The sequence below is a fragment of the Stenotrophomonas sp. STEN063 genome (genome assembly GCF_056854515.1).
In genome coordinates, this window is sequence record NZ_JBXFWF010000011.1 from 25,236 (window position 1) to 46,494 (window position 21,259).

Consider the following 21,259-nt stretch of genomic DNA (forward strand, 5'->3'; position numbering starts at 1 on the left):
TCCCCTCAGCCTGGTTGATGTGGTTAGTGTGCTGCCGCCTTGCGGCCGCGCTTCGGTTTTGGATCGGCGGCGCGCTGGGCGGCAATTCGCTCCAGCAGCACGCTGGCCGGTTCGTCATTTGGATCCTGCGATACCAGTTCGCCACGGAAGGCCTTGGCGAGGATGCTCTGGGTCAGCGCATCGACGCGCTGGCGGGCATCGGACAGGCGGGCTTCGAGTTGGTCGGCGAAGGAGAATAGTTGTTCGACGCGGCGGACGACTTCCAACTGCTCGGATATGCCGGGGTAAGTTACGCATAAGCTTTTAAGGTCTTGTCCGGAAATTCCTTTCTGTCCTGACGTCGACTTCACCAAATTCATAACACGCTGTCTCGTAGAGCATTCTGAGAAGAAAATTTCCAGATACTCGGGAAGGATGATATCTGTCTTGCAGCGAACGCGAATGATCTTGTCCGGATACACGATGACTTCGTGAGATGTTTGCTTCACAAGGCCACAAACGCCAACAAAATCGAGGCTTCCGTTATAGCGAGTAAACAACAGGTCGCCCTTCTTTATTGCGTACCGTCGCTTTTCCACTTCGTCACATTCAAGGAATCGAATATCGGCCTGGTCGACCGAGCCAGATCGCACAGCACTGATTCGAAGAATGGGCACCCCTTGCGAGCTCTCATTTGGCTTCGCCGAGAGACCATTGCGCATTTCTTCAATCAGTTGCCCCAGTTGGTCTCTAGACTCTTGAACATCGGCGGGATTTCGCTCGCGCCACGAATCAGTTAGCGCCCCCGATACTGCATCACTTAGCACGGATTGACGGAAGCGTTTGATCAGCGCGGGCAGGGCGTCGAGGCGGGCCTTGAGGGTGTCCACCTGAGTCAGAAGGCCATTGAGTGCGTTCGCGATGCGGGCTTGCTCGCTCAGCGGAGGAAGGGGTATCTCAATTGACCGAAGAGCATCTTGAGAGATGTTGCGCATTGAGAGCTGATTGCCCGTGGCCATCTTTTCAATCTGGTGACGGCCCGATGCTGATCTCAAACAAGTTAGAACCCAAGCGCGCAGCCCCTCATCGAGCTCAAGGCGCAGAACCTTATCGCTCAGGTAAAGGTTCTTAGTGACGGTGCTTACAATCACGGGAGCTCCAACGAGCTCCAGCGTGTTAGCTCTGGAGATCAGAAGGTCACCTGGACGAATTTTGTTTCTTTGATCTAGGCCATCATCGGTAAGCAGCGTCTTGCTTTCTGTTTCATCGAATACCCCCCAAGTGACAGCGCTGATCTTTACCAATCCTGGCTCTTGGCCCTCTGGTGGCCGTTCATCACACTTGACGCTCTTTCCTGCTCGAATGTGGCTTAGTAGATCTCCGAGGTGGCAAGAATCCCACCCTCTTGGCAGCTCACTCACGCTCCACCTCAACAGCATCCGCATCCAAGCCAAGTACCTGCGCCAGCAGTTGCTTCTGCTGATTGGCCTCATCGCCCGCGCCCAAAGCCTGCATCAACGCATCCAGCTCACGCAGGGCCTCGCTCAACTCGGCCATTGCCTGCGCGGCAAGCTCTTCCGGCGGCGGTAGATTTGCGGCATCCACCGCGTCGGCATCCTTCAACCAGCTGATATCCAGCGAGTCACCACGCTCGGCGATCTGTGTGCGGGTAAAGCAGCGGAAGCGGCCTTCTTCGCCTTCATCCACGCGCGGGCTGCCGCCATCGCGGTCAGCGCCATATGCATCTTCAAATGGCTTCAGATGGGTGGGGCCGAACGGCGTGCGTTTGCCAAAGGACGGCATATTGCTGCGCAGGTCATAGACCCAGACCTGCCGGGTGCAGCCGGTGTCCTGTTTGGAATTGGTAGCGCTGCCCTTGCGGAAGAACAGCACATTGGTTTTTACGCCCTGTGCATAGAAGATGCCGGTAGGCAGTCGCAGGATGGTGTGCAGCTCGCACTTGTCCATCAGGTCGCGGCGCACGTCGGTGCCGACGCCGGCTTCAAACAACACGTTGTCCGGCAGCACGACTGCGGCGTGACCATGTGGTTTCAGGTTGCGATAGATGTGCTGCAGGAAGGCCAGTTGCTTGTTGCTGGTGACAAACGGCAGGTCGTCGCGGCTTGGCCCGCCGCCGCCCTTGGCGGTGCCGAATGGCGGATTGGACAGGATCACATCGGCACGCGGCAAGGTGGTGCCCAGGCTGCCCAGGCTGTTGCCCAGCAGCACCACGCCTTCGCCTTCGCCTTGCATGCCGTGCAGCAGGCAGTTCATCAACGCCAGGCGGCGGGTACCCGGTACCAGTTCCACGCCGGTATAGGCCTTGGTGCGCTGGAACTTGCGTGATTTGTCGGTGACCTTGGGTCCGTACAGGTCGTCGTGCTCGGCCTTGATATAGGCGTCGGCGGCGATCAGAAAGCCGGCTGTGCCTGCAGCCGGATCCTGGATGGTTTCGCCCAGCTGCGGCTGGATGCAGCGCACGATGCTGTCGATCAGCGGCCGCGGGGTGAAGTACTGGCCGGCGCCGGACTTGGTCTCGCCAGCGTTCTTTTCCAGCAGGCCTTCGTACAGGTCGCCCAGCCCGTCCTGACGGGCGGAGAACCAGTCCAGCCCGTCCAGGCTCTTGATCAGCTGCTCCAGATGGCGCGGTTCTTTCAGGCGGGTCTGCGCATCGGTGTAGATGGCGGCCACCATCGGGTCGCTGCTCTGGCTGAGGTTGAGCAGCATCTGCTTATAGAAGGTGTGCAGCGGCACGCCCGACTTGCTGGTCAGGTCCGGCCAGCGTGCGCCTTTGGGCAGGCGGTGCTCGAAGTTGTCGTTGGACTGGGCCTGTTCGTACTCCATCTTCACAAACAGCAGCAGCACCAGTTCGGTGACGTAATCGCTGTAGTTGATGCCGTCATCGCGGAGGATGTCGCACAGGCTCCACAGCTTGGCGACGATATCGTTGTTGGTCATTGGCTGCCGTCTCCTGACGGAATTGCGTTGCCGGCGTGGCCGGGCAGGTTGATTTGATAGCGGGTGCTGCGGCCGCCGCCGGGCAGGCGCCGCAGGCAGCCCTTGTCCAGCAGGTCGGTCAGGTGGCGGGTGGCGGTGGCTTTGGAGACCTTGGCCACGGCCTGGTACTGGGAGGCGTTGATGCCATTGGCAAAGCCGCGTTCACCGCCATCGAGCAGGCGGTTGAGCACCTTGGCCTGTTCGGTGCTCAAGGCCTGCTGCGCATGCAGTTGCCAGAAACGGGCCTTGTCGATGACGCGCTGGATGCGGGCCAAGGCCTGCTGCAGGCTGTGCAGCAAGGTCTGCAGGAACCACTGCAGCCAGGCGCTGATGTCCAGACCGCCGCGTTGGCTGGCTTCCAGGATGCGGTAGTAGCCTTTGCGGTCGTCCAGGATGCTGGCCGACATGGCGTATAGGCGGGCGATACCCGGCGCGGCTTGGGCAAGGGCCAGATCGGTGATGGCGCGGGTGAGGCGGCCGTTGCCGTCGTCGAACGGGTGCAGGGTGACAAACCAGAAATGGGCGATGCCGGCGCGCAGCAGCGGATCCAGTGCGGGGTCGTCTCTGCTGGCTGCAAACCATGCAAGGAAGTGCTGCAGCTGTTCGTCCAGCCCTTGCCGCGGTGGTGCCTGGAAATGCACGGTGGGCCGGTCGATGCGACCCGAGACCACCTGCATGGGCTCGTCGCCGCGCAGTTGACTAATTCGAATCCGCAGTGGCAGCAGCCCGTCGTGACCGGCAAACAGCAAGGCGTGCCAATGCAGCAGGCGCGGCAGGTCCAGTGGTTTGCCCACATCGCCGGTGGCATCGAGCATCAGTTCGGCCACGCCCTCGGCGCGCGCGCTGTGCGGGGCCGGTTCGGCGGCGTCGGGGATGCCAAGGCGCCGGGCCAGTGAGGAGCGCACCGAGCCGACATTGAGGTTTTCACCCTCGATGGCGGAAGAGGTGACGATGTTCTGCAGCAAGGTATCCAGCGCCTGCCGCCCGTCTTCGGGCAGCACCCCGGCCAGGGCGCTCAGCTGGCCTTGGGCCTGCTGACACTGGCGTAGCAGCGGTGCCAGCGCAGCGTCCTGATGGACAAAGGCTGGCCAGTCCGGCTGTTGCCAGATCCAGAGCGGCGGGGCGGGGGCTTGGCTGGCGTCCATGAGCCGAATAATAACGCTATTCGGCTCAATCAGTGAGCCGAATAAGCCTGTTCAGTGATCGGATTCGGCTCATTGCAGGCGGGGCAGGGCTCAAGCCACTTCCTCCCATACCGCCTCCTTGAACTGTTCGATCAGCTGGTCCAACTGGCCGGCAAACACGGTATCGAGCAGCTTGACCCCGCCATCCGGTGCGCAGGCGTGCTGGATGCTATCGCGGTCGATCACCACCTCGGTCACCAATTGGTTGGCAAGGCGTTTGAGCCAGCGTTGCTGCACCGGGGTCCAGCTGCGGCTGACCAGGATGCGATCCAACGCCCTGTGCACGCGCTGTTCGTAAGGCAACAGTGCCTCGCCGATGGCGGCCCGACGGATATAGCCGATGATGCCGGCGGCGATGTCGCGGTTGGACTGCTGGCGCTCGGCGCTGTGCAGGTGGGCCTCGTTGTAGCCCTTGCCATCCAGCAGCAGGCGCACCTCGCGCAGTTGTTCGCGGGTAAGGTCGCGCGGGCGGTTGACCACGGCTGCAAGTGCAGCGGACTGGTTGAGCTGGGAACGGATGAAATCGGTAAAGCTTTCCAGGTAGTCGGCTGGCTTCTGGTTATTGCCGCCGTAGCTCACCTCGCGCAGCAGCAGCGTGTCGGTGTGATGGGAAATGATGGGGTATTGTTCGCTGGCCAGCAGTGCACGCAGCTCGTCGATCTGGGCTTCCAGCGCCGGCAGGCGGGTGGCGATGAAGCTGGCGGCCTGCTCTGGGCCTAGACCGTGCAGGTGCTGGTGCAGCTTGGCCGGCTCAACGCCCCAGGCGGTTTCCAGTTGCTCCAGTTGTTTGCGCAGCGGTTCGCGGTTCTGTGCCTTGTGGCTGGCACGGCGCAATACGCGCATCAGCTTCTGGCTGAGCTGGTCCAGCACATCCTGGGCGTGGCTGCTGGCCTCGGGGCTGGAACCCGGTTGATGGCTGCGCGGGTCCTGCAGCTCGTGCAGCAGCTGGCCGACGCTGATATTGGGGTCCTTGACCAGCGGCCGCATGGTATCCACCGCCTCCAGTGCTTCGTATAGACGTACCGGGTCGTAGATGCGGAATACAGTCTTGCCGATGTCATCGCAGCGGCGGGTAGCGCGGCCCTTCATCTGTTCGTAGAGAATGCGCGAGCGCACCCGGCGCATGAACACCAGGTTGGTGATGGCTGGCACATCGATGCCGGTGGTCAGCAAGTCCACGGTAATGGCCACGCTGGGCAGGCGCTCGGTCTTGTAGCGGCGTATCACCTTGGCCACTTCGTCGGTGCGGCCGGTGATGACCTGCACGGCGGCCTGGTTCCAGTCGTCGCCATAGACCTTGTGGAAGGCCGCGTTGAGCAGGTTGCATACGCGTACCGCATGTACCTGGTTGACGCAGAACACCAAGGTCTTTTCTTCACCCAGCGGGTCCAGCTCGTCTGCCAATGCCTGGCAGATGACCCGATCAAAATCGGCAGTGATGACGCTGCGGTTGAAAGACTCGATATCGAAGGACAGCTCGTCGTCGAGTTCGGCGCAGTCCACCTCGCCTGTCAGCGCGTTGACCACCTCGACCAGCTCGCCTTTATCGAAGTGGATGCCGTTGCGACTGAGCTGCGTCTCGAAGCGGATGGGCGGCTCGTGGTCGATCAGCCAATCATCGGCTACGGCTTCGCGGTAGCTGTAGGTATAGACCGGTCGACCGAAGATTTCGGTGGTCTGCCGTGCGGGGGTGGCGGTCAGGCCGATACGGCAGGCGTCGAAGTACTCCAGCACACGTCGATATTGGGACAGGTATTGCGCGTGGTCGCGCAGCGAGAGCTCGCCCTCGGTCATCTCCTGGTCCAGGGTGTAACCGCGGTGCGCCTCGTCGACGATGATGCAGTCGAACTGGTCAATCGGCGGTGGCGCATCGGACTGGAACAGTCGCCGCACCATGGCCTGCACGGTGGCGACTTGGACGCGGGTCTCTGCCTTGGCGGCCATGTCGCCAAGGTCATTGACGTTGTAGATCTGCGAGAGGCTTTGGCCCTGCTCCAGCGACATGTCGTCAAAGGCTTCACGTGCCTGGGTGCCCAAGCTGGTGCGATCGACCAGGAACAGGACGCGAGTGAAGCGCTCGGCCTTGAGCAGGCGGTAGATCAAGCCAATGGTGGTGCGGGTCTTGCCGGTACCTGTGGCCATCGCCAACAAGCAGTGGCGTTGGCCTGCTGCCAGGGCTTTCTCAACGGCAGCAATGGCCTCCTGCTGATAGGGGCGGAGCTTGAGGTAGCCGTAGGGCTCGGTGCTCAGGCGCTGTTCTGCCAGTTCTCGGTCACGCAGCATCAGCTCGGCCAAGCCCTGCGGGGTGTGGAATTGCTGCAGCGGTCGTTTGAGATTGGCCGGGCTGCGCAGGTCACGGAACCAGATGCCGGATTGTTCGGCCAGCTGTTTGATCCACGGCCGGCCGTTGCAGGCATAGGCAAACGGCACCTGGAAATGCGCGCCTTGGCCGTCAGCCCAGGGGCCACCGGCGGGACCAATGCCGGCCAACTGCAGCGGTGCGCTGATGGGAAGGTCGCGGGAGTAGCGCTCGGCTTGGTCAATGCGATCGGCAATATTCACCCGTCGGCGCTTGGCTTCGACGATAGCTACCGGAGTCAGGCCATCAAACAGTGCGTAGTCGGCACAGGCCTTGGCGCTACGCGTTGGCCATTCGGCAATTGCCATGCACCGGCCCTTCTCCGGGCGGGCGCCTTTGGACCAGGTCAGTTGCAGTGAATCTGCTTCCCAGCCTGCGTCACGCAGTTGCTGGTCAATCAGGATGCGGGTGAGCTCTTCGTCCGGATCGAAGGCCGCGGCCGCCAGGCGGCTGCGTTTGGCGAGGGCGGTAGCCTGCGGTTGGTCTGTGCTGTTGGCCTGTTGCAGCGCTTGCAGCTGCGCGTGGAACTGGATGCGTTCCTGCTCGAACTGCGCTGCGCGTTCGTCCAACTGCACTTTCAGTGCGCGGGCCTCTTCATCCATGGCCTCGGCCAGCGCCATGCTTTGCGCACTCTCCTCGATGCGCAGTTCAGCGAGCTTGCGGCTGCCCTCAAGGGCTTCATCACGCTGACGCAGCTCCTGCTCCAGCGTGTCGATCTGGCCGTGCAAAGCACGCAGAGCCGCACTCGGGTCCGTCGGTGCGGTGAATGCGCCGGGCCGGAAGGCGCTGTCGGCTTTGCCGGAGGCGCGGTGGTACCAGATGCTGAGTTCACGGGCGACGCGCAGCCCATCCATGGCTTCCCGGTGCTGGGTGGAAAAACCATGGGTGGCGCGATTGCCTTCCACCCGCAGGGTGTGGAACAGATTTCGGATGCCCGGATCCAGGTCCAGATGCCGGTTCAATAGTTGGATCAACTCCAGCTGGGTTGTCTGGGCGTCAAACTTCAGCCCCGCCTGTGATGCCAGCGCCTGCGCCAGCGCCTCGCCAAGTTGGCGCAGCTTGATCAGGGTGGTGTTGGGGTCGGAAGCGAAAACCTGTTCGGCGGTCGTCGCCAGCCGCAACAGGACGGGATCGTGTTGGCCGAGAAAGGTGAAGTTACCTTGTGTTGCGGACATCCATTTGTCTCCGGCGCTCCCCCCTTGGAGCACAGATCTGCATGGTAGGCGTTAGCTGGCGCCGCAGCCAGCCAAGCGCGCTGGCGCATTTAGGAAAATTGCTCGTGGAAGCTGTGGCCGTCCCTCTCCCGCACGTGGGGGAGGGTGCCCTGAAGGGGCGGGAGGGGGGGCTTTTGATCTTGCTCGAGCTGCTACCTACAAGCCAACGCCAAAGCACCCCTCCCCAACCCTCCCCTGCGCCTTTGGCGCAAGGGAGGGGGCTGGTTGCTGCCGCCTTCAGCTGAGAGGAGGGCCATTGGCCCCAGCCCCGGCTAGAATCCCCTGCATGAAAATCGCTTCGTGGAACGTCAATTCGCTCAATGTCCGCCTGCCGCACCTGGAACAGTGGCTGGCCGACTTTGCCCCCGACGTGGTCGGCATCCAGGAAACCAAGCTGGAGGACCACAAGTTCCCCGATACGCGGCTGCTGGAACTGGGCTATCGCAATGTGTTCGCCGGGCAGAAGACCTATAACGGCGTGGCGCTGCTGTCGCGGCATCCGATCGAAGACGTGCAGATCGGTATTCCCGGCTTCGAGGACGAGCAGAAGCGGGTGATTGCCGGCACCGTCAATGGCGTGCGCATCATCAATCTGTATGTGGTCAACGGCCAGGACGTGGGCACCGACAAGTACGCTTACAAGCTGCGTTGGCTGGAGGCGGTGCACGCCTGGGTCGCGGCCGAGCTGCAGAAGCATCCGCAACTGGTAGTGATGGGCGATTTCAACATCGCGCCGGATGACCGCGATGTCTACGACCCGGCGGTGTGGAACGGTGACCACATCCTGACCTCCACCGCCGAGCGTGGCGCGCTGCAGAAGCTGCTGGATCTGGGCCTGCACGACGCTTTCCGCCTGCACAACGATGCCGCTGGCATCTTCAGCTGGTGGGATTACCGTGCGGCCGGTTTCCGTCGCGACCTGGGCCTGCGCATCGACCTGACCCTGGTCTCCGATGCGCTCAAGCCGCGCGCTGTCGCCTCCGGCATCGACCGTGAGCCGCGCACCTGGGAACGCCCCAGCGATCACGCTCCGGCTTGGGTGCAGCTGGCACCGGCCTGAAACAACAAGGCCCGGCTGTTGCCAGCCGGGCCTCGGTCGAATCGGCGCCAGAACGGTTAACGCACGCTTTTGCGTGTGAACAGATTGACGATGGCCAGCAGCACTACCGCGCCGACCAGTGACAACAGGAAGGAGCGCACGGTGATCGCACCATTGATGCTGCCGCCGCTGAAGAAGAAGCCGGCGATCATGGCGCCGACGATGCCCACCACGATGTTCAGGATGATGCCCTGCTGCGCATCGCGGCGCATGATGATGCTGGCCAGCCAACCCACGACGCCACCAATAATCAACCAGATGATGATGCCCATGCGCGAACCTCCCTGCCGTGAAGCACCCCGAAAGGTGCGGTGGCGACAGTCAACGCGCAGTGGCGTTAAGAACATGTTTGTCCGGGCAGGAGCCTGTTCAGCATGAGCCCAGCTGGTCGCCATTGGCAGTTTGGTCAGGTGGAGGTGTGGCTGTTGCCGCATACCCCTGGAACCCGTGGTGAGCCGCAGGCCCGCGAGGTGCTGGCCGGTGTTTTCGACACCACGCCCGAGACCTTGCCGCTGACCCGCGATGAGCGCAGCCGGCCGTGGCTGATCGGTGAGTTGGCGCATTACGGCACCGGCTGGAGCCATAGCGGCGGTCATCTGCTGGTGGCGCTGGGCGAGGGCGCACGCCTGGGCGTGGACCTGGAGCGGCAGCGGCCACGCAAGCAGATGCGCGAGGTGATCCGTCGCTTCTTCCACCCGGAGGAGATTGCCTGGCTGGATGCACTGGACGACAGCGGCTGTGAGCACTGGTTCTTCCGCGTGTGGTGCGCCAAGGAGGCGCTGCTGAAGGCGCACGGGCATGGCATTTCGTTCGGGCTGGAGAAGCTGCGCTTCGCGCCGGATGCGACGGGGGCCTTGCAGCTGGTGTGGTGCGATCCGGGCCTGGGTGATGCGGCCCGCTGGCATTTATATGAGTGGCAGGCGACGGAGGATTTCCGGGCTGCGCTGGCGTGGTACCCGCTGTAGCTTCTGCCTCCTCCCTTTGGCCGCAGGCCAAAGGGAGGGCCGGGGAGGGGTGGTTTTGCTCCCTCCCTTGCGCGAAGCGTAGGGGAGGGCCGGGGAGGGGTAGCTGTTGCCGTTGCTCTTGCCCTGCGCGACAGATCAAAAGCCAGATCCAGAGCACCCCTCCCCAACCCTCCCCTGTGCTGCGCACAAGGGAGGGGGCCTAAAGCGAAAGCAGCCACTCCTGCGATAATCCCTGCCATGAACGACACCACTCTCCCGCGCGAAGTCGCCAGCGACCTCGACCACGGCTTGAAGGCCATGGGTCTGGACGCCGCCTTGGCCAAACCCCTGCTGGCTTACCTGACCCTGCTGGTGCGCTGGAACCGCACCTACAATCTCACCGCCATCCGCGACCCGCGCGAAATGGTCACCCGCCATCTGCTCGACTCGCTGGCCATGGCCGAGCATGTCAGCAGCGGCAGCTTGGCTGATCTGGGTACCGGTCCTGGCTTGCCGGGCATTCCGCTGGCGATCACCCATCCGCAGCTGCAGGTGACCCTGGTCGAGAGCAACGGCAAGAAGGCCCGCTTCATGCGTGAGGCCGTGCGCCAGCTTGGTCTGGGCAATGCCCGTGTCGCCGAATCCCGCGCCGAAGCGCTGGACGAGCCGGGTGCTTATGACAACCTCACCGCCCGCGCCATGGATACGCTGGCCGGCATCATCGAGGTTGGCGGTCATCTGCTGCGTCCGGGTGGCCAGCTGCTGGCGATGAAGGGGGTGTACCCGCATGAAGAGATCGCCCAGCTGCCGGCCGGCTGGCAGGTATTGGAAGTGCGCCCGCTGCAGGTGCCGGGGCTGGTTGGTGACCGGCATCTGGTGGTGGTGGAGCGCAAGGGCTAGAGCTGTAGTGCCGAGCCATGCTCGGCAGGGGCTTTACCGGCCAAGGCCAGAAGCTACCCCTCCCCAACCCTCCCCTTGGCTGCGCCAAAGGGAGGGGGCTGAAGCGGTAGTGCCGAGCCATGCTCGGCAAGGGCTTTACCGGCCAAGGCCAAAAGCTGTCCTCACCCCAACCCCTCTCCCGCGAGCGGGAGAGGGCTTTGAGCAAGGGCGGAGCGTAGTGCCGAGCCATGCTCGGCAGGGGCTTTACCGGCCAAGGCCAAAAGCTGCCCTCACCCCAACCCCTCTCCCGCAAGCGGGAGAGGGGCTAAAGCAGTAGTTCCGGGCAATCCCCGCGGCCAAGGCCAAAAGCTACCCCTCCCCAACCCTCCCCTTAGCTTCGCCAAAGGGAGGGGGCAGAAGCGTAGTGCCGAGCCATGCTCGGCAGGGGCTTTACCGGCCAAGGCTAAAAGCTGCCCTCACCCCAACCCCTCTCCCGCAAGCGGGAGAGGGGCTAAAGCGGTGGTGCCGAGCCATGCTCGGCAAGGTGCTTTACCAGCAAAAGCCGCCCGTTACCCGGAAACCGATTTCCGCCTGCGCGCCGCTACCCCCATAATGACCAGTCCAACTTCGCCAACGAGGCTCTCCTGCATGGCTCGCATCATCGCCATCGCCAACCAGAAAGGCGGCGTCGGCAAGACCACGACGGCTGTCAATCTGGCTGCTTCCCTTGCCGCCGCGCCCAAGCGCGTGCTGCTGGTCGACCTGGACTCGCAGGGCAACGCGACCATGGGCAGTGGCGTGGACAAGCGTGAGGTGGCTGCGTCCACCTGTGACCTGCTGCTGGGCGAGGTCACCGCCGCCGAAGTGCGCGTCACCACGCCGGAAGGCTTCGACCTGCTGCCAGGCAACATCGACCTGACCGCGGCCGAGATCCAGCTGATGGACCAGGGCGAGCGCGAGCAGCGCCTCAAGCGCGCGCTGGCGCCCATCCGCGATCAATACGACTACATCCTGATCGACTGCCCGCCGGCGCTGTCGCTGCTGACGCTGAACGCGCTGGCCGCCGCCGACTCGGTGATCGTGCCGATGCAGTGCGAGTACTACGCGCTGGAAGGCCTGAGCGCGCTGGTCGAGACCATCGATGCGCTGAAGATCAACCTCAACCCGGCGCTGGAAATCGAAGGCGTGCTGCGCACCATGTTCGACGTGCGCAACAACCTGGCCAATGCGGTGTCGGCGCAGCTCACCGAGTACTTCGGCGACCGCGTGTTCCGCACCATCGTGCCGCGCAACGTGCGCCTGGCCGAGGCACCCAGCCATGGCCAGAGCATCGTCGGCTACGACCGCGCCTCGCGCGGTGGCGTGGCCTACCTGGGCCTGGCCGGCGAGATCATCCGCCGCAACAACGAACGCAAGCAGCCCTCCCGGGCCGTGGAGGCTGTCTGATGAGTGCAGCGAAAAAGCGCGGTCTTGGCCGTGGTCTTGATGCCCTGCTGGGCCCGAAGGGCGCCGTAACCCCGGTCACCGTCGCTGCCGTCGCCGAGCCGCAACCCGGCGAAGTGCTGCGCAAGCTGCCGATCGACCAGCTGCAACCCGGCAAGTACCAGCCGCGTCGCGACATGGACGAAGGCAAGCTGGCCGAACTGGCCGAGTCGATCAAGGCACAGGGCATCATCCAGCCCATCCTGGTGCGCCAGATCGAGGGCGGCAGCTACGAAATCATCGCCGGTGAACGCCGTTGGCGCGCTTCGCGCCTGGCCGGGCTGGACGAAGTGCCGGTGGTGGTGCGCGAGCTGGAAGACCGCACCGTCATCGCGATGGCGCTGATCGAGAACATCCAGCGCGAAGACCTCAACCCGCTGGAAGAAGCCGAAGCATTGGCACGCCTGGTCAGCGAGTTCACCCTGACCCATGCCGAAGCCGCGCAGGCGGTTGGCCGCTCGCGCGCCTCGGTATCCAACCTGCTGCGCCTGATCGATCTGCCGATCGGCGTGCGCGTGCTGCTGGAAACCCGCCGCCTGGAAATGGGCCATGCCCGCGCGCTGCTGACGCTGGCGCCGGAACTGGCCACCAAGCTGGCCGAAGAAGCCGCCGAGCAGGGCTGGTCGGTGCGTGAAGTCGAGCACCGCGCGCAGCAGTTCGCCGCCGGCAAGGTGCCGGGCGCACGCAAGGCCAAGCCGTCGCCGAGCGCGCCGCAGGCCGATATCGCATCGCTGGAGACCGAGCTGTCCGAATCGCTGGGTGCGAAAGTGGCGATCAGCCACGGCCGCGGCGGCAAGGGCAAGCTGGTCATCCACTACACCGATCTGGACACGCTGGACGGCGTGCTGGAGCGGCTGCGCGTCCGCCAGAACGGCTGACGTACTTCATTCCCCACGAGGTGCACGCAAGGCAATGAACCCCACCAAGGTCGACCGCAATCATCTATTGCGTCTGACCGACCTGCCGAATGTCGGGCCGGCCTGTGAAAAGGATCTCCGTCTGATCGGAATCCGGGTTCCCGCGCACCTGCGCGGGCGTGATCCCTACGATATGTATGCGCAGCTATGCCTGAAGACCGGCGTGGTGCACGATCCCTGCGTGATCGATGTCTTCCTGTCGGTGGTGCGCTTCATGGGCGGCGATGCGCCGCAGCCATGGTGGGCATACAGCAAGGAACGCAAGGAAACCCTGGCCAAGGACGCGCCGCTCACCCTGTGGTGAGGCAGGGGCGATGCTCGTGGCCACCAACCGGAGCAGTGCATGAGCAACACAGGCGACGAAATGAGCCCGGGCGGCAGCCGCATCCTGGCCCATGGCCAGGCCAGCGATTTCGAGCCCGCACGCGGTCATTCGCACGGTGCGGCGATCAGCGCGCACATCGAGCACCATCTCGGGCCGATAGCCAACGTGCTGCATGAAATCGTCTCCGATACCGTGCGCGTGGACATCCATGTGGTGCCGCCGTGCGGGGACTGCCCGAATACGCGCCTGGTCACTTCCGGCATGAGCGATCTGCCGATGCAGCTGCCCGATGATGCCGAGGTCTCGCCCTACCTGGAGCTGATGCTGACCCTGCCGGGCGACTGGCCGCTGGATCACGCCCAGCTGCAGGACGAGCGCAATTACTGGCCCATCCGCCTGCTCAAGACGCTGGCGCGGCTGCCGCACAAGCACAACACCTGGCTGGGCCTGACCCATACCGTGCCCAACGGCGATCCGGCCCAGCCGTACGCGCCCGGCGTGGCGTTCGATGGTGCGATCCTGCTGCTGGCGCTGTCGGCACCGGAAGATTTCGACACCCTGGTGGTCGATGACGACACCAGCATCGAGTTCCTCTCCGTGGTGCCGTTGTACCCGCAGGAAATGGCCTTGAAGCTGCGCGAAGGTGCCGATGCGCTGATCGACCTGCTGAGCGACAACGACATCGGTGATGTCATCGAGCCGGGCCGGCATAATCCGGTCCGCGAACACCCGTCCGGACTTCCTGCATGACCATTCTTGTTACCGGCGCCGCCGGTTTCATCGGCGCTTATACCTGCCAGGCACTGGCCGCCCAAGGCGAGCGCGTGGTCGGGCTGGACAACTACAACGATTACTACGATCCGCAGCTCAAGCGTGACCGCGTCGCTGCCCTGTGCCCGCAGCTGGATATGCGCGCGCTGGACATCACCGACCGCGATGGCCTGGCCGCGCTGTTCGATGAAATCCAGCCGACGCAGGTGATCCACCTGGCCGCGCAGGCCGGCGTGCGCTATTCGCTGGAAAACCCGCACGCCTACGTGGAAAGCAACCTGGTCGGCTTCGTCAACCTGCTGGAGCTGTGCCGGCACCGCAGCGTCCGGCACCTGGTCTATGCGTCCAGCAGCTCGGTCTATGGCAACTCGGCCACGCCACCGTTCTCCGAAGACCAGCGCGTGGACCAGCCGCGCTCGCTGTACGCGGCCACCAAGGCCGCCAACGAGTTGATGGCCTATACCTACGCGCAGCTGTACGGCCTGAAGGCCACCGGCCTGCGCTTTTTCACCGTGTATGGCCCCTGGGGCCGGCCGGACATGGCGCCGCTGCTGTTCTCGCGCGCGGTGCTGGCCGGGCGCAGCATCGATGTGTTCAACAACGGCCAGATGCGGCGTGACTTCACACATGTTTCTGACATCGTCGCCGGTATCCTCGGGGCGCTGTCGCATCCCTCCGCCCAGGCCACACCCCACCAGGTGTTCAACCTGGGCAACCACACCCCGGTGGAGCTGGAACATTTCATCGACGTGATCGCCTCGGCCGCGGGGCACCCGGCGCACAAGGTCTACAAGCCGATGCAGCCGGGCGACATGGTGGAAACCATGGCCGATACCTCGCGCGCCCAGGCCGCCTTCGGCTACGCGCCGGACACGCCGATCGAGCTGGGCCTGCCGCCGGTGGTGGAGTGGTGCCGCAACTACTTCGGGTCAAGCGCCTGACTCACCTTCCGCTAAGTTGAGTTTTGGAAAATGCGTGACCTTTCTTCAAATGCACAACCTGCGGAACCAGCAATGAACCAACCCAGCCTTTCAGTGGTTGTTCCCGTCTTCAACGAACGCGACAACGTCGCGCCGCTGGTCAATGAAATAACCGCTGCGCTGCGCGGCCAGATCGATTTCGAGATCGTTTACGTCGACGACAACTCCAAGGACGACAGCCTGCAGGTGCTGCAGGCGCTGAAGGCGGCAAACCCGGAGCTGCGGGTGTTGCACCATGTCAGCCAGAGCGGGCAGAGCACGGCGGTGCGTACCGGCGTCAAGGCCGCGCGCGCGCCGTGGATCGCCACCCTCGATGGTGATGGCCAGAACGATCCGGCCGATATCCCCAAGCTGCTGGCCGCGCGCGCCAAGGCCGAACCGCAGGTCAGGCTGTTCGCCGGCTGGCGCGTCAACCGCCAGGATTCGGGCAGCAAGCGCTGGGCCAGCAAGTGGGCCAATGCCATCCGCGCGCGCATGCTGCGCGATGACACCCCGGACACCGGCTGCGGCATCAAGCTGTTCGAGCGCGCCGCCTTCCTCGACCTGCCGTACTTCGACCACATGCACCGCTACCTGCCGGCGCTGATGCAGCGTGCCGGCTGGAAGACGGTGAGCGTGCCGGTCAACCATCGCCATCGCACCGCTGGCGTATCCAAGTACAACAACCTCGGCCGCGCGCTGGTCGGCATCCGCGACCTGCGTGGCGTGGCCTGGTTGATCACCCGTTCCAAGCGCACCGCGGTGGAAGAGGTCTGAGCATGGATTTCATGAACCAACCACTGGTGTGGCTGGAGTGGACCGGCGTGCACATGTCGCCGTGGAAGCTGATCGGGCTGACCGGTGCGTTGATGTTCGGCGGCCGCTGGCTGGTGCAGTTCGTCGCCTCGCGGCGTGCTGGCAAGCCGGTGATCCCGCGCCTGTTCTGGTACATGAGCGTGCTCGGCAGCCTGATGACGCTGAGTTACTTCCTGTTCTCGTCCAAGCAGGATGCGGTGGGTGTGGTGCAGAACCTGTTCCCCGCGTTCACCGCGCTCTACAGCCTGCGCTTGGATATCAAGCACCGTGGCTGGAAGCGCGACAAAGCCGGTCACTGAGCCGGCGACTGTGCCCAAATCCGGCGGTTTGCCGCCCGAATCCGTCTAGGTCGGGCGGCAGCTTCAATGCGATGATCGGGGTGAATGAACCACCTGGGGAATACCGATCGTGAAATCGCCGTTGACCGTTGCGCTGCTGCTCACCCTTGGCCTGAGCGCCACCCCGGCCTTTGCCGCCGCACCGTCGGCCCCGGCCACGCTGGCCACCCAATCGCTGGATGACCAGTTCAAGGCCATCTATGAGAAGGAGTGGGCCTGGCGCCAGACCGGCGGCGGTGAAGCCAGTGAAGACAGCGACGCCCCGGCCAACAGCACGCGCCTGCCCGACGTCAGCGCCGAAGCACAGCAGGCGCGCCTGAAGGTATGGGACGAGGTGCTGGGCCAGCTCAAGGCCATCGACCCGAGCAAGCTCTCGGCCGAAAACCAGATCAACTACGCCATCTATCACTACCAGGTCGAAAGCCTGGCCGATGAAGTGCGTCTGGGCAGCTACGAGATGCCGTTCAATTCGGATTCCTCGTTCTGGTCGAATCTGAGTTTCATGGCCCGCCGCGAGATGAAGACGGCGGAGGATTACCGCAACTACATCGCGCGCTTGAATGATGTGCCGCGTTACTTCGACCAGCAGATGGTCAATATGCGCGCCGGCCTTGCCCGTGGTTTCAGCGTGCCGCGTGCGGTGCTGGAAGGGCGCGACGTGTCGATCTCGACCGTGGCCGAGCTGAAGGACCCGACCGAGTCGCCGTTGTACGAGCCGCTGAAGAAGCTGCCCAACAGCATCCCGGCGGCCGAGCAGGCCAAGCTGCAGGCCGATGCCAGGCAGGCCATCAGCGGCAGCGTGGTGCCGGCCTTCGGCAAGCTGCTGACCTTCTACCGGCAGGAATACGTGCCGCAGTCGCGCACCACCCTGGCGGCCGAGAAAATGCCGGGTGGCAAGGAGTTCTACCGCCAGCAGATCCGCGAATACACCACGCTGGACCTGAGCCCGCAGCAGATCCATGCGCAGGGCCTGGCCGAGGTGAACCGCATCCAGCAGGAAATGAATGCCATCATCGACAAGGTGGGCTTCAAGGGTAAAAGCGAGCAGACCCGCTTCGCTGACTTCCTCGAATTCCTGCGTACCGACCCGCAGTTCTACGCCAAGACGCCGGACGAACTGCTGTGGCGTGCGGCGTGGATCTCCAAGCGCGTGGACGGCGTGATCGGCAAGTACATGACCTTGCCGCGCGCGCGCTTCACCATCGTGCCGGTGCCGCCGGATATCGCCCCGTTCTGGACCGCCGGCCGTGGTGGCATGGGCACCTACTGGCTCAATACCTACAACCTGCCGGCGCGCCCGCTGTACAACCTGCCGGCCCTTACCCTGCATGAGTCCGACCCCGGCCACGCCCTGCAGGGCGCACTCGCCGCCGAGCAGACCGGCCAGCCCGAGTTCCGCCGCACTGCGTATATCTCGGCCTATGGCGAAGGCTGGGGCCTGTACACCGAGAAGCTCGGTGTCGACATGGGCATCTACCAGACCCCATACGAAGACTTCGGCCGCCTGACCTATGAAATGTGGCGCGCCTGCCGCCTGGTGATCGACACCGGCGTGCACCACTACGGTTGGGACCGCGACCGCGCGATCGCCTACCTGCGTGACCACACCGCGCTGAGCGAGCACGAAGTCACCACCGAAGTGGATCGCTACATCTCCTGGCCGGCGCAGGCACTGAGCTACAAGCTGGGCGAGATCACCATCGTCAAGCTGCGCGCGCAGGCCGAGAAGGAACTGGGCGACAAGTTCGACATCAAGGGCTTCCACGACGCCGTGCTCAAGCAGGGCTCGGTGCCGCTGCCGGTGCTGGAACAGCAGATCCAGGCCTACATCGCCGAGCGCAAAGCAGCGAAGTGAGTGCTCTGCTCCCTCCCTTGCGCAACGCGCAGGGGAGGGTTGGGGAGGGTTGGGGAGGGGTGCTTCTAACTCCCTCCCTTTGGCGCAGCCAAGGGGGTGAAGAAGGCCTGCTTGCGCGCCACTGGCGCGCGGCCTGATGAACGACCGAAGGCTGTGCCTTCGGGCCGGGCGGGTTGGGGAGGGGTGCTTCTAGCTCCCTCCCTTTGGCGCAGCCAAGGGGAGGGTTGGGGAGGGGTGCTCTTCGCAGTGACCCAAAGCAACAAGCGAAACCCACAAGCAAAACCCACAAGCAAAACCACCCCCTCCCAACCTCCCCCTTGGCTGCGCCAAAGGGGAGGGGCAACAGCCGGTACCTGAACCACCCCGCAGCTCTTGCGATTGTGTAACCCCACAAGCACCCGCTAACCTGCGCCGATGCTGCATGCCCTGCGCCACCGCCGCCTCCACCTGCTGCGCCTGCTGATGCTGGCGCTGGTCGGCCTTGGCGTATTTGGCACTTCGCTGGCCGCAGCACTGACCGACATCCACATGCTGGCGCACACCGACATCGGTGCCGACGTGCATGAGCACGACGACGCCAAACTGGCGACCGCTCCGGATGCCGAAGACAGCGCCAACGCCCTGCTGCATGCCTTGGTGCATTGCGTGGACTGCCACGGCCACGGTGGCGTGTTGCCCACCGTCACTCCCGCCTGGATCGTGGCATCACCGCCTGCACAGCAGGCCGTGGCCATCCTGGGCACGCAAGCGGTCACGCACCCGACCGAGAGCCTGTTCCGCCCCCCGATAGCCGTCTGACGTCCCGGCCCCTTGGCCGGTCCCCACGTCTGAACCTGCTATCTGGAGAAACCCATGTGGATGCGCTTGGCGGCTGTTGTCGCCTTTGCGCTGGTGCCGTGCGCGTATGCGCAGGTGCCGGCGTCTGCTGTGCCGTTGACGCTGGACGATGCCATCGTCCGCGTTGCCCTTGATCACCCTGAGCTGCGTCTGATCGATGCGCAGCGTCCTGTACTTGAAGCCCGCCGCGACGCCGCGTTGCTGCGCCCGCCGATGCAGCTGGGCGTGGAACTGGAGAACCTGCTCGGCAGCGGCGATACCCGCGGCGTGCAGGGCGCTGAAGCCACCGTCAGTCTGTCCGGTGTGCTGGAGCGCGGCGACAAGCTCGATGCGCGCCGCATGCTGGCCCAGGCCAATATCGATGCGTTGGCCCCGCAACGCGCCACCGCCAGGCTGGATCTGCTTGCCGAAACCGCGCGCCGTTACCTCGCGGTGGCACAGGCGCAAGCAGCACTGCAGATCGCCAATACCGATATCGAGCAGCGTCGCCGCGCGGTTTCCGCCGCGCGCCTGCGCTTGCAGGCAGGCGCTTCGCCAGAGTCGGTGCTGTTCACCGCGCAGGCGATGCTGGCGCAGGCGGAACTGGATCGCGATCGTGCCATCGAAGAAGCCAGCGCAGCGCGGCTGTCGCTGGCCGCTTTGTGGGGTGCGCGTACGCCTGACTTCAAGGCGGTGAGTGGCGATGCGCTGCAACTGCCGGCACTGCGTGATTTCGCATCGCTCAATGACGATCTGCAACGCGCACCGGAGCTGGCCGAACTGCTGGGCGAGCAACGTATCCGCGAGGCGCAGCTGCAACTGGTGCGCACCCGCAGCCGTCCGGATTGGAACTGGCAGGTAGGCGTGCGCAACAGCCGCGCCGACAACGCCACCTCGCTGGTTGGCGGCTTCAGCATCCCGCTGGGCAGCGCCCGCCGTGCCGCGCCGGAAATCCGCGAGGCAGAAGCCGATCTCGCCCTGCTTCCTTACCAGCGCCAGGCCCGTCAGCAACAGCTGTACGCCACCCTGGCCGAGGCACACGGACGCTACGTCACCGCGCGCTTGGAAGTACAGCGCATGCAGACGGATGTGCTACCGCAGTTGCAGAAGGCCGAACGTGCCGCCGAGCAGGCCTGGCGCGCCGGTGCCGCCAGCTACATGGAGTGGGCGCAGCTGCAGGCCATGCGCATTGAGTCGCGCCAGCGCCAGTTGGACGCAGCCATCGCCGCACAGACCGCGCTGATCGAGATCCAGCGCCTTACCGGTCAGGGAATGCTGGCCACCGATGCAACCGTTGCCGTGGAGAACGCACGATGAGCCGTCCGATGAATGTTGTAGCTGCCGGCGTGCTGGCAATGAGTCTGCTGTTGGTGGGCTGCGGTGCAAAGCCGGTGGCTGAATCCGGTGCCGGTGCAGCAGAAGAAGCGGGCCACGATCACGATGAAGAAAAGGGCAGTGATGCAGACGGTCACGCCCACGACGAGGGCGAGGAAGCAGCTACCGACAGCACCACCATCAAAGCCGCCATGGCCGAGCAGTCCGGCATCCGCAGCGCTGCGGTGCAGGCCGGCACCATCGCCGATGAGCACGAGGTGCAGGGCCTGCTGACGCCGGTGGATGGCCGCGTCGCCCAAGTGATGGCACGCTTCCCCGGGCCGATCCGCACCCTGCGTGCCAATGTGGGTGATCGCGTCAGCGCTGGCCAGACCCTGGCCAGCATCGACAGCAATCTCAGCCTGACCACCTACAGCATCAGCGCGCCAATCAGCGGCGTGGTGTTGTCGCGGCAGGCGCAGGTGGGCGCGGTGGCGGGCGAGGGCACCCCGTTGTTCGAGATAGGCGACCTGTCCGAACTGTGGGTGGACCTGCACATCTTCGGCAATGACACCCAGCACATCACCGCCGGCGTGCCGGTCACGGTCACCCGCATGACCGATGGCGTCAGCCAGGGCACCACGCTGGAGCGCGTATTGCCGGGCACCGCCACCGCAAGCCAGAGCACCGTGGCCCGCGCCAGCGTGCGCAATGACGACGGCCTGTGGCGCCCCGGTGCAGCGGTGAAGGCGCGCATCGTGGTGGCGATGCAGCCGGCCGCGATGGTGGTGCCGCTCTCCGCACTGCAGACCATGGAAGGCCGCGAGGTGGTGTTCGTGCGTGAGGGCGATATCTATAGCGCGCGTCCGGTGGTGTTGGGCGCACGCGATGCCGGCAAGGTCGAGGTCAAGGACGGCCTGCGCGTTGGCGAGCAGGTCGTGGTCGAGCAGAGCTATGTGGTCAAGGCCGACATCGGCAAGGCGGGGGCCGCGCATGAACATTGATCATCGC

19 protein-coding genes are annotated in these 21,259 nt (G+C 64.4%); 14 read left to right on the forward strand and 5 right to left on the reverse strand.

What is annotated here, in order from left to right; all coding sequences use genetic code 11:
• Window positions 1-23: 23 nt before the first annotated feature.
• The 4 genes from AC1VWL_RS04805 to hsdR form a co-directional block, all read right to left on the reverse strand.
• Entirely contained in the window at window positions 24-1,283 is a 1,260-nt protein-coding gene (locus AC1VWL_RS04805; RefSeq protein ID WP_482985937.1) for a restriction endonuclease subunit S, read from the reverse strand.
• A 109-nt stretch (window positions 1,284-1,392) separates the two neighbouring features.
• Window positions 1,393-2,937, reverse strand: a complete 1,545-nt coding sequence (locus AC1VWL_RS04810; RefSeq protein WP_482985938.1) for a class I SAM-dependent DNA methyltransferase — start codon at window positions 2,935-2,937, stop codon at window positions 1,393-1,395.
• Window positions 2,934-4,121: a Fic family protein gene (locus AC1VWL_RS04815; RefSeq protein ID WP_482985939.1), complete on the reverse strand. Its 1,188-nt coding sequence runs from the start codon at window positions 4,119-4,121 to the stop codon at window positions 2,934-2,936. The genes AC1VWL_RS04810 and AC1VWL_RS04815 overlap by 4 nt, the downstream gene beginning before the upstream one ends.
• Before the next feature lie 90 nt (window positions 4,122-4,211).
• Complete coding sequence (hsdR, locus tag AC1VWL_RS04820; RefSeq protein WP_482985940.1) at window positions 4,212-7,694, reverse strand: type I restriction-modification system endonuclease; 3,483 nt, start codon at window positions 7,692-7,694, stop codon at window positions 4,212-4,214.
• Window positions 7,695-8,019: 325 nt separating this feature from the next.
• On the opposite strand from hsdR, the gene xth reads away from it, so the two are divergent.
• Window positions 8,020-8,793, forward strand: a complete 774-nt coding sequence (xth, locus tag AC1VWL_RS04825) for an exodeoxyribonuclease III (protein ID WP_482985941.1) — start codon at window positions 8,020-8,022, stop codon at window positions 8,791-8,793.
• A 56-nt stretch (window positions 8,794-8,849) separates the two neighbouring features.
• Here xth and AC1VWL_RS04830 read toward each other — a convergent pair whose 3' ends face one another.
• Window positions 8,850-9,104, reverse strand: coding sequence for a GlsB/YeaQ/YmgE family stress response membrane protein (locus AC1VWL_RS04830; RefSeq protein ID WP_282270042.1), 255 nt, complete (start codon window positions 9,102-9,104; stop codon window positions 8,850-8,852).
• Between the two features lie 102 nt (window positions 9,105-9,206).
• Between AC1VWL_RS04830 and AC1VWL_RS04835 the strand changes: the two genes are divergently transcribed.
• The 13 genes from AC1VWL_RS04835 to AC1VWL_RS04895 all read left to right on the forward strand — a co-directional run bounded on the left by AC1VWL_RS04835 (window position 9,207) and on the right by AC1VWL_RS04895 (window position 21,252).
• The gene (locus AC1VWL_RS04835; RefSeq protein WP_481614544.1) at window positions 9,207-9,797 is read left to right on the forward strand and encodes a 4'-phosphopantetheinyl transferase family protein; all 591 of its coding nucleotides are present in this window, start codon (window positions 9,207-9,209) and stop codon (window positions 9,795-9,797) included.
• 237 nt (window positions 9,798-10,034) lie between these two features.
• Window positions 10,035-10,676 (forward strand): 16S rRNA (guanine(527)-N(7))-methyltransferase RsmG, encoded by a 642-nt coding sequence (gene rsmG / locus AC1VWL_RS04840; RefSeq protein ID WP_282270046.1) that lies wholly within the window; start codon window positions 10,035-10,037, stop codon window positions 10,674-10,676.
• 627 nt (window positions 10,677-11,303) lie between these two features.
• Window positions 11,304-12,101, forward strand: a complete 798-nt coding sequence (locus tag AC1VWL_RS04845) for a ParA family protein (protein WP_282270048.1) — start codon at window positions 11,304-11,306, stop codon at window positions 12,099-12,101.
• Window positions 12,101-13,015 carry a ParB/RepB/Spo0J family partition protein gene (locus AC1VWL_RS04850; protein WP_282270050.1) on the forward strand — a complete coding sequence of 305 codons (915 nt, stop codon included), beginning with the start codon at window positions 12,101-12,103 and terminating at the stop codon, window positions 13,013-13,015. The genes AC1VWL_RS04845 and AC1VWL_RS04850 overlap by 1 nt, the downstream gene beginning before the upstream one ends.
• A gap of 34 nt (window positions 13,016-13,049) precedes the next feature.
• The gene (locus tag AC1VWL_RS04855) at window positions 13,050-13,358 is read left to right on the forward strand and encodes a helix-hairpin-helix domain-containing protein (RefSeq protein WP_296250089.1); all 309 of its coding nucleotides are present in this window, start codon (window positions 13,050-13,052) and stop codon (window positions 13,356-13,358) included.
• A 39-nt stretch (window positions 13,359-13,397) separates the two neighbouring features.
• Window positions 13,398-14,129: a suppressor of fused domain protein gene (locus AC1VWL_RS04860; RefSeq protein WP_482985942.1), complete on the forward strand. Its 732-nt coding sequence runs from the start codon at window positions 13,398-13,400 to the stop codon at window positions 14,127-14,129.
• A complete protein-coding gene (locus tag AC1VWL_RS04865; RefSeq protein WP_482985943.1) occupies window positions 14,126-15,091 on the forward strand; it encodes an SDR family NAD(P)-dependent oxidoreductase in 966 nt (321 codons plus the stop codon). Before AC1VWL_RS04860 ends, AC1VWL_RS04865 begins: the two co-directional genes overlap by 4 nt.
• Window positions 15,092-15,163: 72 nt before the next feature.
• Window positions 15,164-15,886 (forward strand): glycosyltransferase family 2 protein, encoded by a 723-nt coding sequence (locus AC1VWL_RS04870; RefSeq protein ID WP_482985944.1) that lies wholly within the window; start codon window positions 15,164-15,166, stop codon window positions 15,884-15,886.
• Between the two features lie 2 nt (window positions 15,887-15,888).
• On the forward strand, window positions 15,889-16,224 hold the full coding sequence (locus AC1VWL_RS04875; RefSeq protein WP_482985945.1) for a lipid-A-disaccharide synthase N-terminal domain-containing protein: 336 nt from the start codon (window positions 15,889-15,891) through the stop codon (window positions 16,222-16,224).
• A gap of 109 nt (window positions 16,225-16,333) precedes the next feature.
• Complete coding sequence (locus tag AC1VWL_RS04880; protein WP_481614547.1) at window positions 16,334-18,118, forward strand: DUF885 domain-containing protein; 1,785 nt, start codon at window positions 16,334-16,336, stop codon at window positions 18,116-18,118.
• Between the two features lie 414 nt (window positions 18,119-18,532).
• On the forward strand, window positions 18,533-18,916 hold the full coding sequence (locus AC1VWL_RS04885; RefSeq protein WP_482985946.1) for a hypothetical protein: 384 nt from the start codon (window positions 18,533-18,535) through the stop codon (window positions 18,914-18,916).
• Window positions 18,917-18,970: 54 nt separating this feature from the next.
• Window positions 18,971-20,251, forward strand: coding sequence for a TolC family protein (locus AC1VWL_RS04890; protein WP_482985947.1), 1,281 nt, complete (start codon window positions 18,971-18,973; stop codon window positions 20,249-20,251).
• On the forward strand, window positions 20,248-21,252 hold the full coding sequence (locus AC1VWL_RS04895; RefSeq protein ID WP_482985948.1) for an efflux RND transporter periplasmic adaptor subunit: 1,005 nt from the start codon (window positions 20,248-20,250) through the stop codon (window positions 21,250-21,252). The genes AC1VWL_RS04890 and AC1VWL_RS04895 overlap by 4 nt, the downstream gene beginning before the upstream one ends.
• Window positions 21,253-21,259 lie beyond the last annotated feature (7 nt).

Bases quoted from the DNA above. Each gene is read 5' to 3' on its own strand.
- AC1VWL_RS04810 (WP_482985938.1), bottom strand. From the start codon at position 2,937: ATGACCAACAACGATATCGTCGCCAAGCTGTGGAGCCTGTGCGACATC.
- AC1VWL_RS04815 (WP_482985939.1), bottom strand. From the start codon at position 4,121: ATGGACGCCAGCCAAGCCCCCGCCCCGCCGCTCTGGATCTGGCAACAG.
- hsdR (WP_482985940.1), bottom strand. From the start codon at position 7,694: ATGTCCGCAACACAAGGTAACTTCACCTTTCTCGGCCAACACGATCCC.
- xth (WP_482985941.1), top strand. From the start codon at position 8,020: ATGAAAATCGCTTCGTGGAACGTCAATTCGCTCAATGTCCGCCTGCCG.
- AC1VWL_RS04830 (WP_282270042.1), bottom strand. From the start codon at position 9,104: ATGGGCATCATCATCTGGTTGATTATTGGTGGCGTCGTGGGTTGGCTG.
- AC1VWL_RS04835 (WP_481614544.1), top strand. From the start codon at position 9,207: ATGAGCCCAGCTGGTCGCCATTGGCAGTTTGGTCAGGTGGAGGTGTGG.
- rsmG (WP_282270046.1), top strand. From the start codon at position 10,035: ATGAACGACACCACTCTCCCGCGCGAAGTCGCCAGCGACCTCGACCAC.
- AC1VWL_RS04845 (WP_282270048.1), top strand. From the start codon at position 11,304: ATGGCTCGCATCATCGCCATCGCCAACCAGAAAGGCGGCGTCGGCAAG.
- AC1VWL_RS04850 (WP_282270050.1), top strand. From the start codon at position 12,101: ATGAGTGCAGCGAAAAAGCGCGGTCTTGGCCGTGGTCTTGATGCCCTG.
- AC1VWL_RS04855 (WP_296250089.1), top strand. From the start codon at position 13,050: ATGAACCCCACCAAGGTCGACCGCAATCATCTATTGCGTCTGACCGAC.
- AC1VWL_RS04860 (WP_482985942.1), top strand. From the start codon at position 13,398: ATGAGCAACACAGGCGACGAAATGAGCCCGGGCGGCAGCCGCATCCTG.
- AC1VWL_RS04865 (WP_482985943.1), top strand. From the start codon at position 14,126: ATGACCATTCTTGTTACCGGCGCCGCCGGTTTCATCGGCGCTTATACC.
- AC1VWL_RS04870 (WP_482985944.1), top strand. From the start codon at position 15,164: ATGAACCAACCCAGCCTTTCAGTGGTTGTTCCCGTCTTCAACGAACGC.
- AC1VWL_RS04875 (WP_482985945.1), top strand. From the start codon at position 15,889: ATGGATTTCATGAACCAACCACTGGTGTGGCTGGAGTGGACCGGCGTG.
- AC1VWL_RS04885 (WP_482985946.1), top strand. From the start codon at position 18,533: ATGCTGCATGCCCTGCGCCACCGCCGCCTCCACCTGCTGCGCCTGCTG.
- AC1VWL_RS04890 (WP_482985947.1), top strand. From the start codon at position 18,971: ATGTGGATGCGCTTGGCGGCTGTTGTCGCCTTTGCGCTGGTGCCGTGC.
- AC1VWL_RS04895 (WP_482985948.1), top strand. From the start codon at position 20,248: ATGAGCCGTCCGATGAATGTTGTAGCTGCCGGCGTGCTGGCAATGAGT.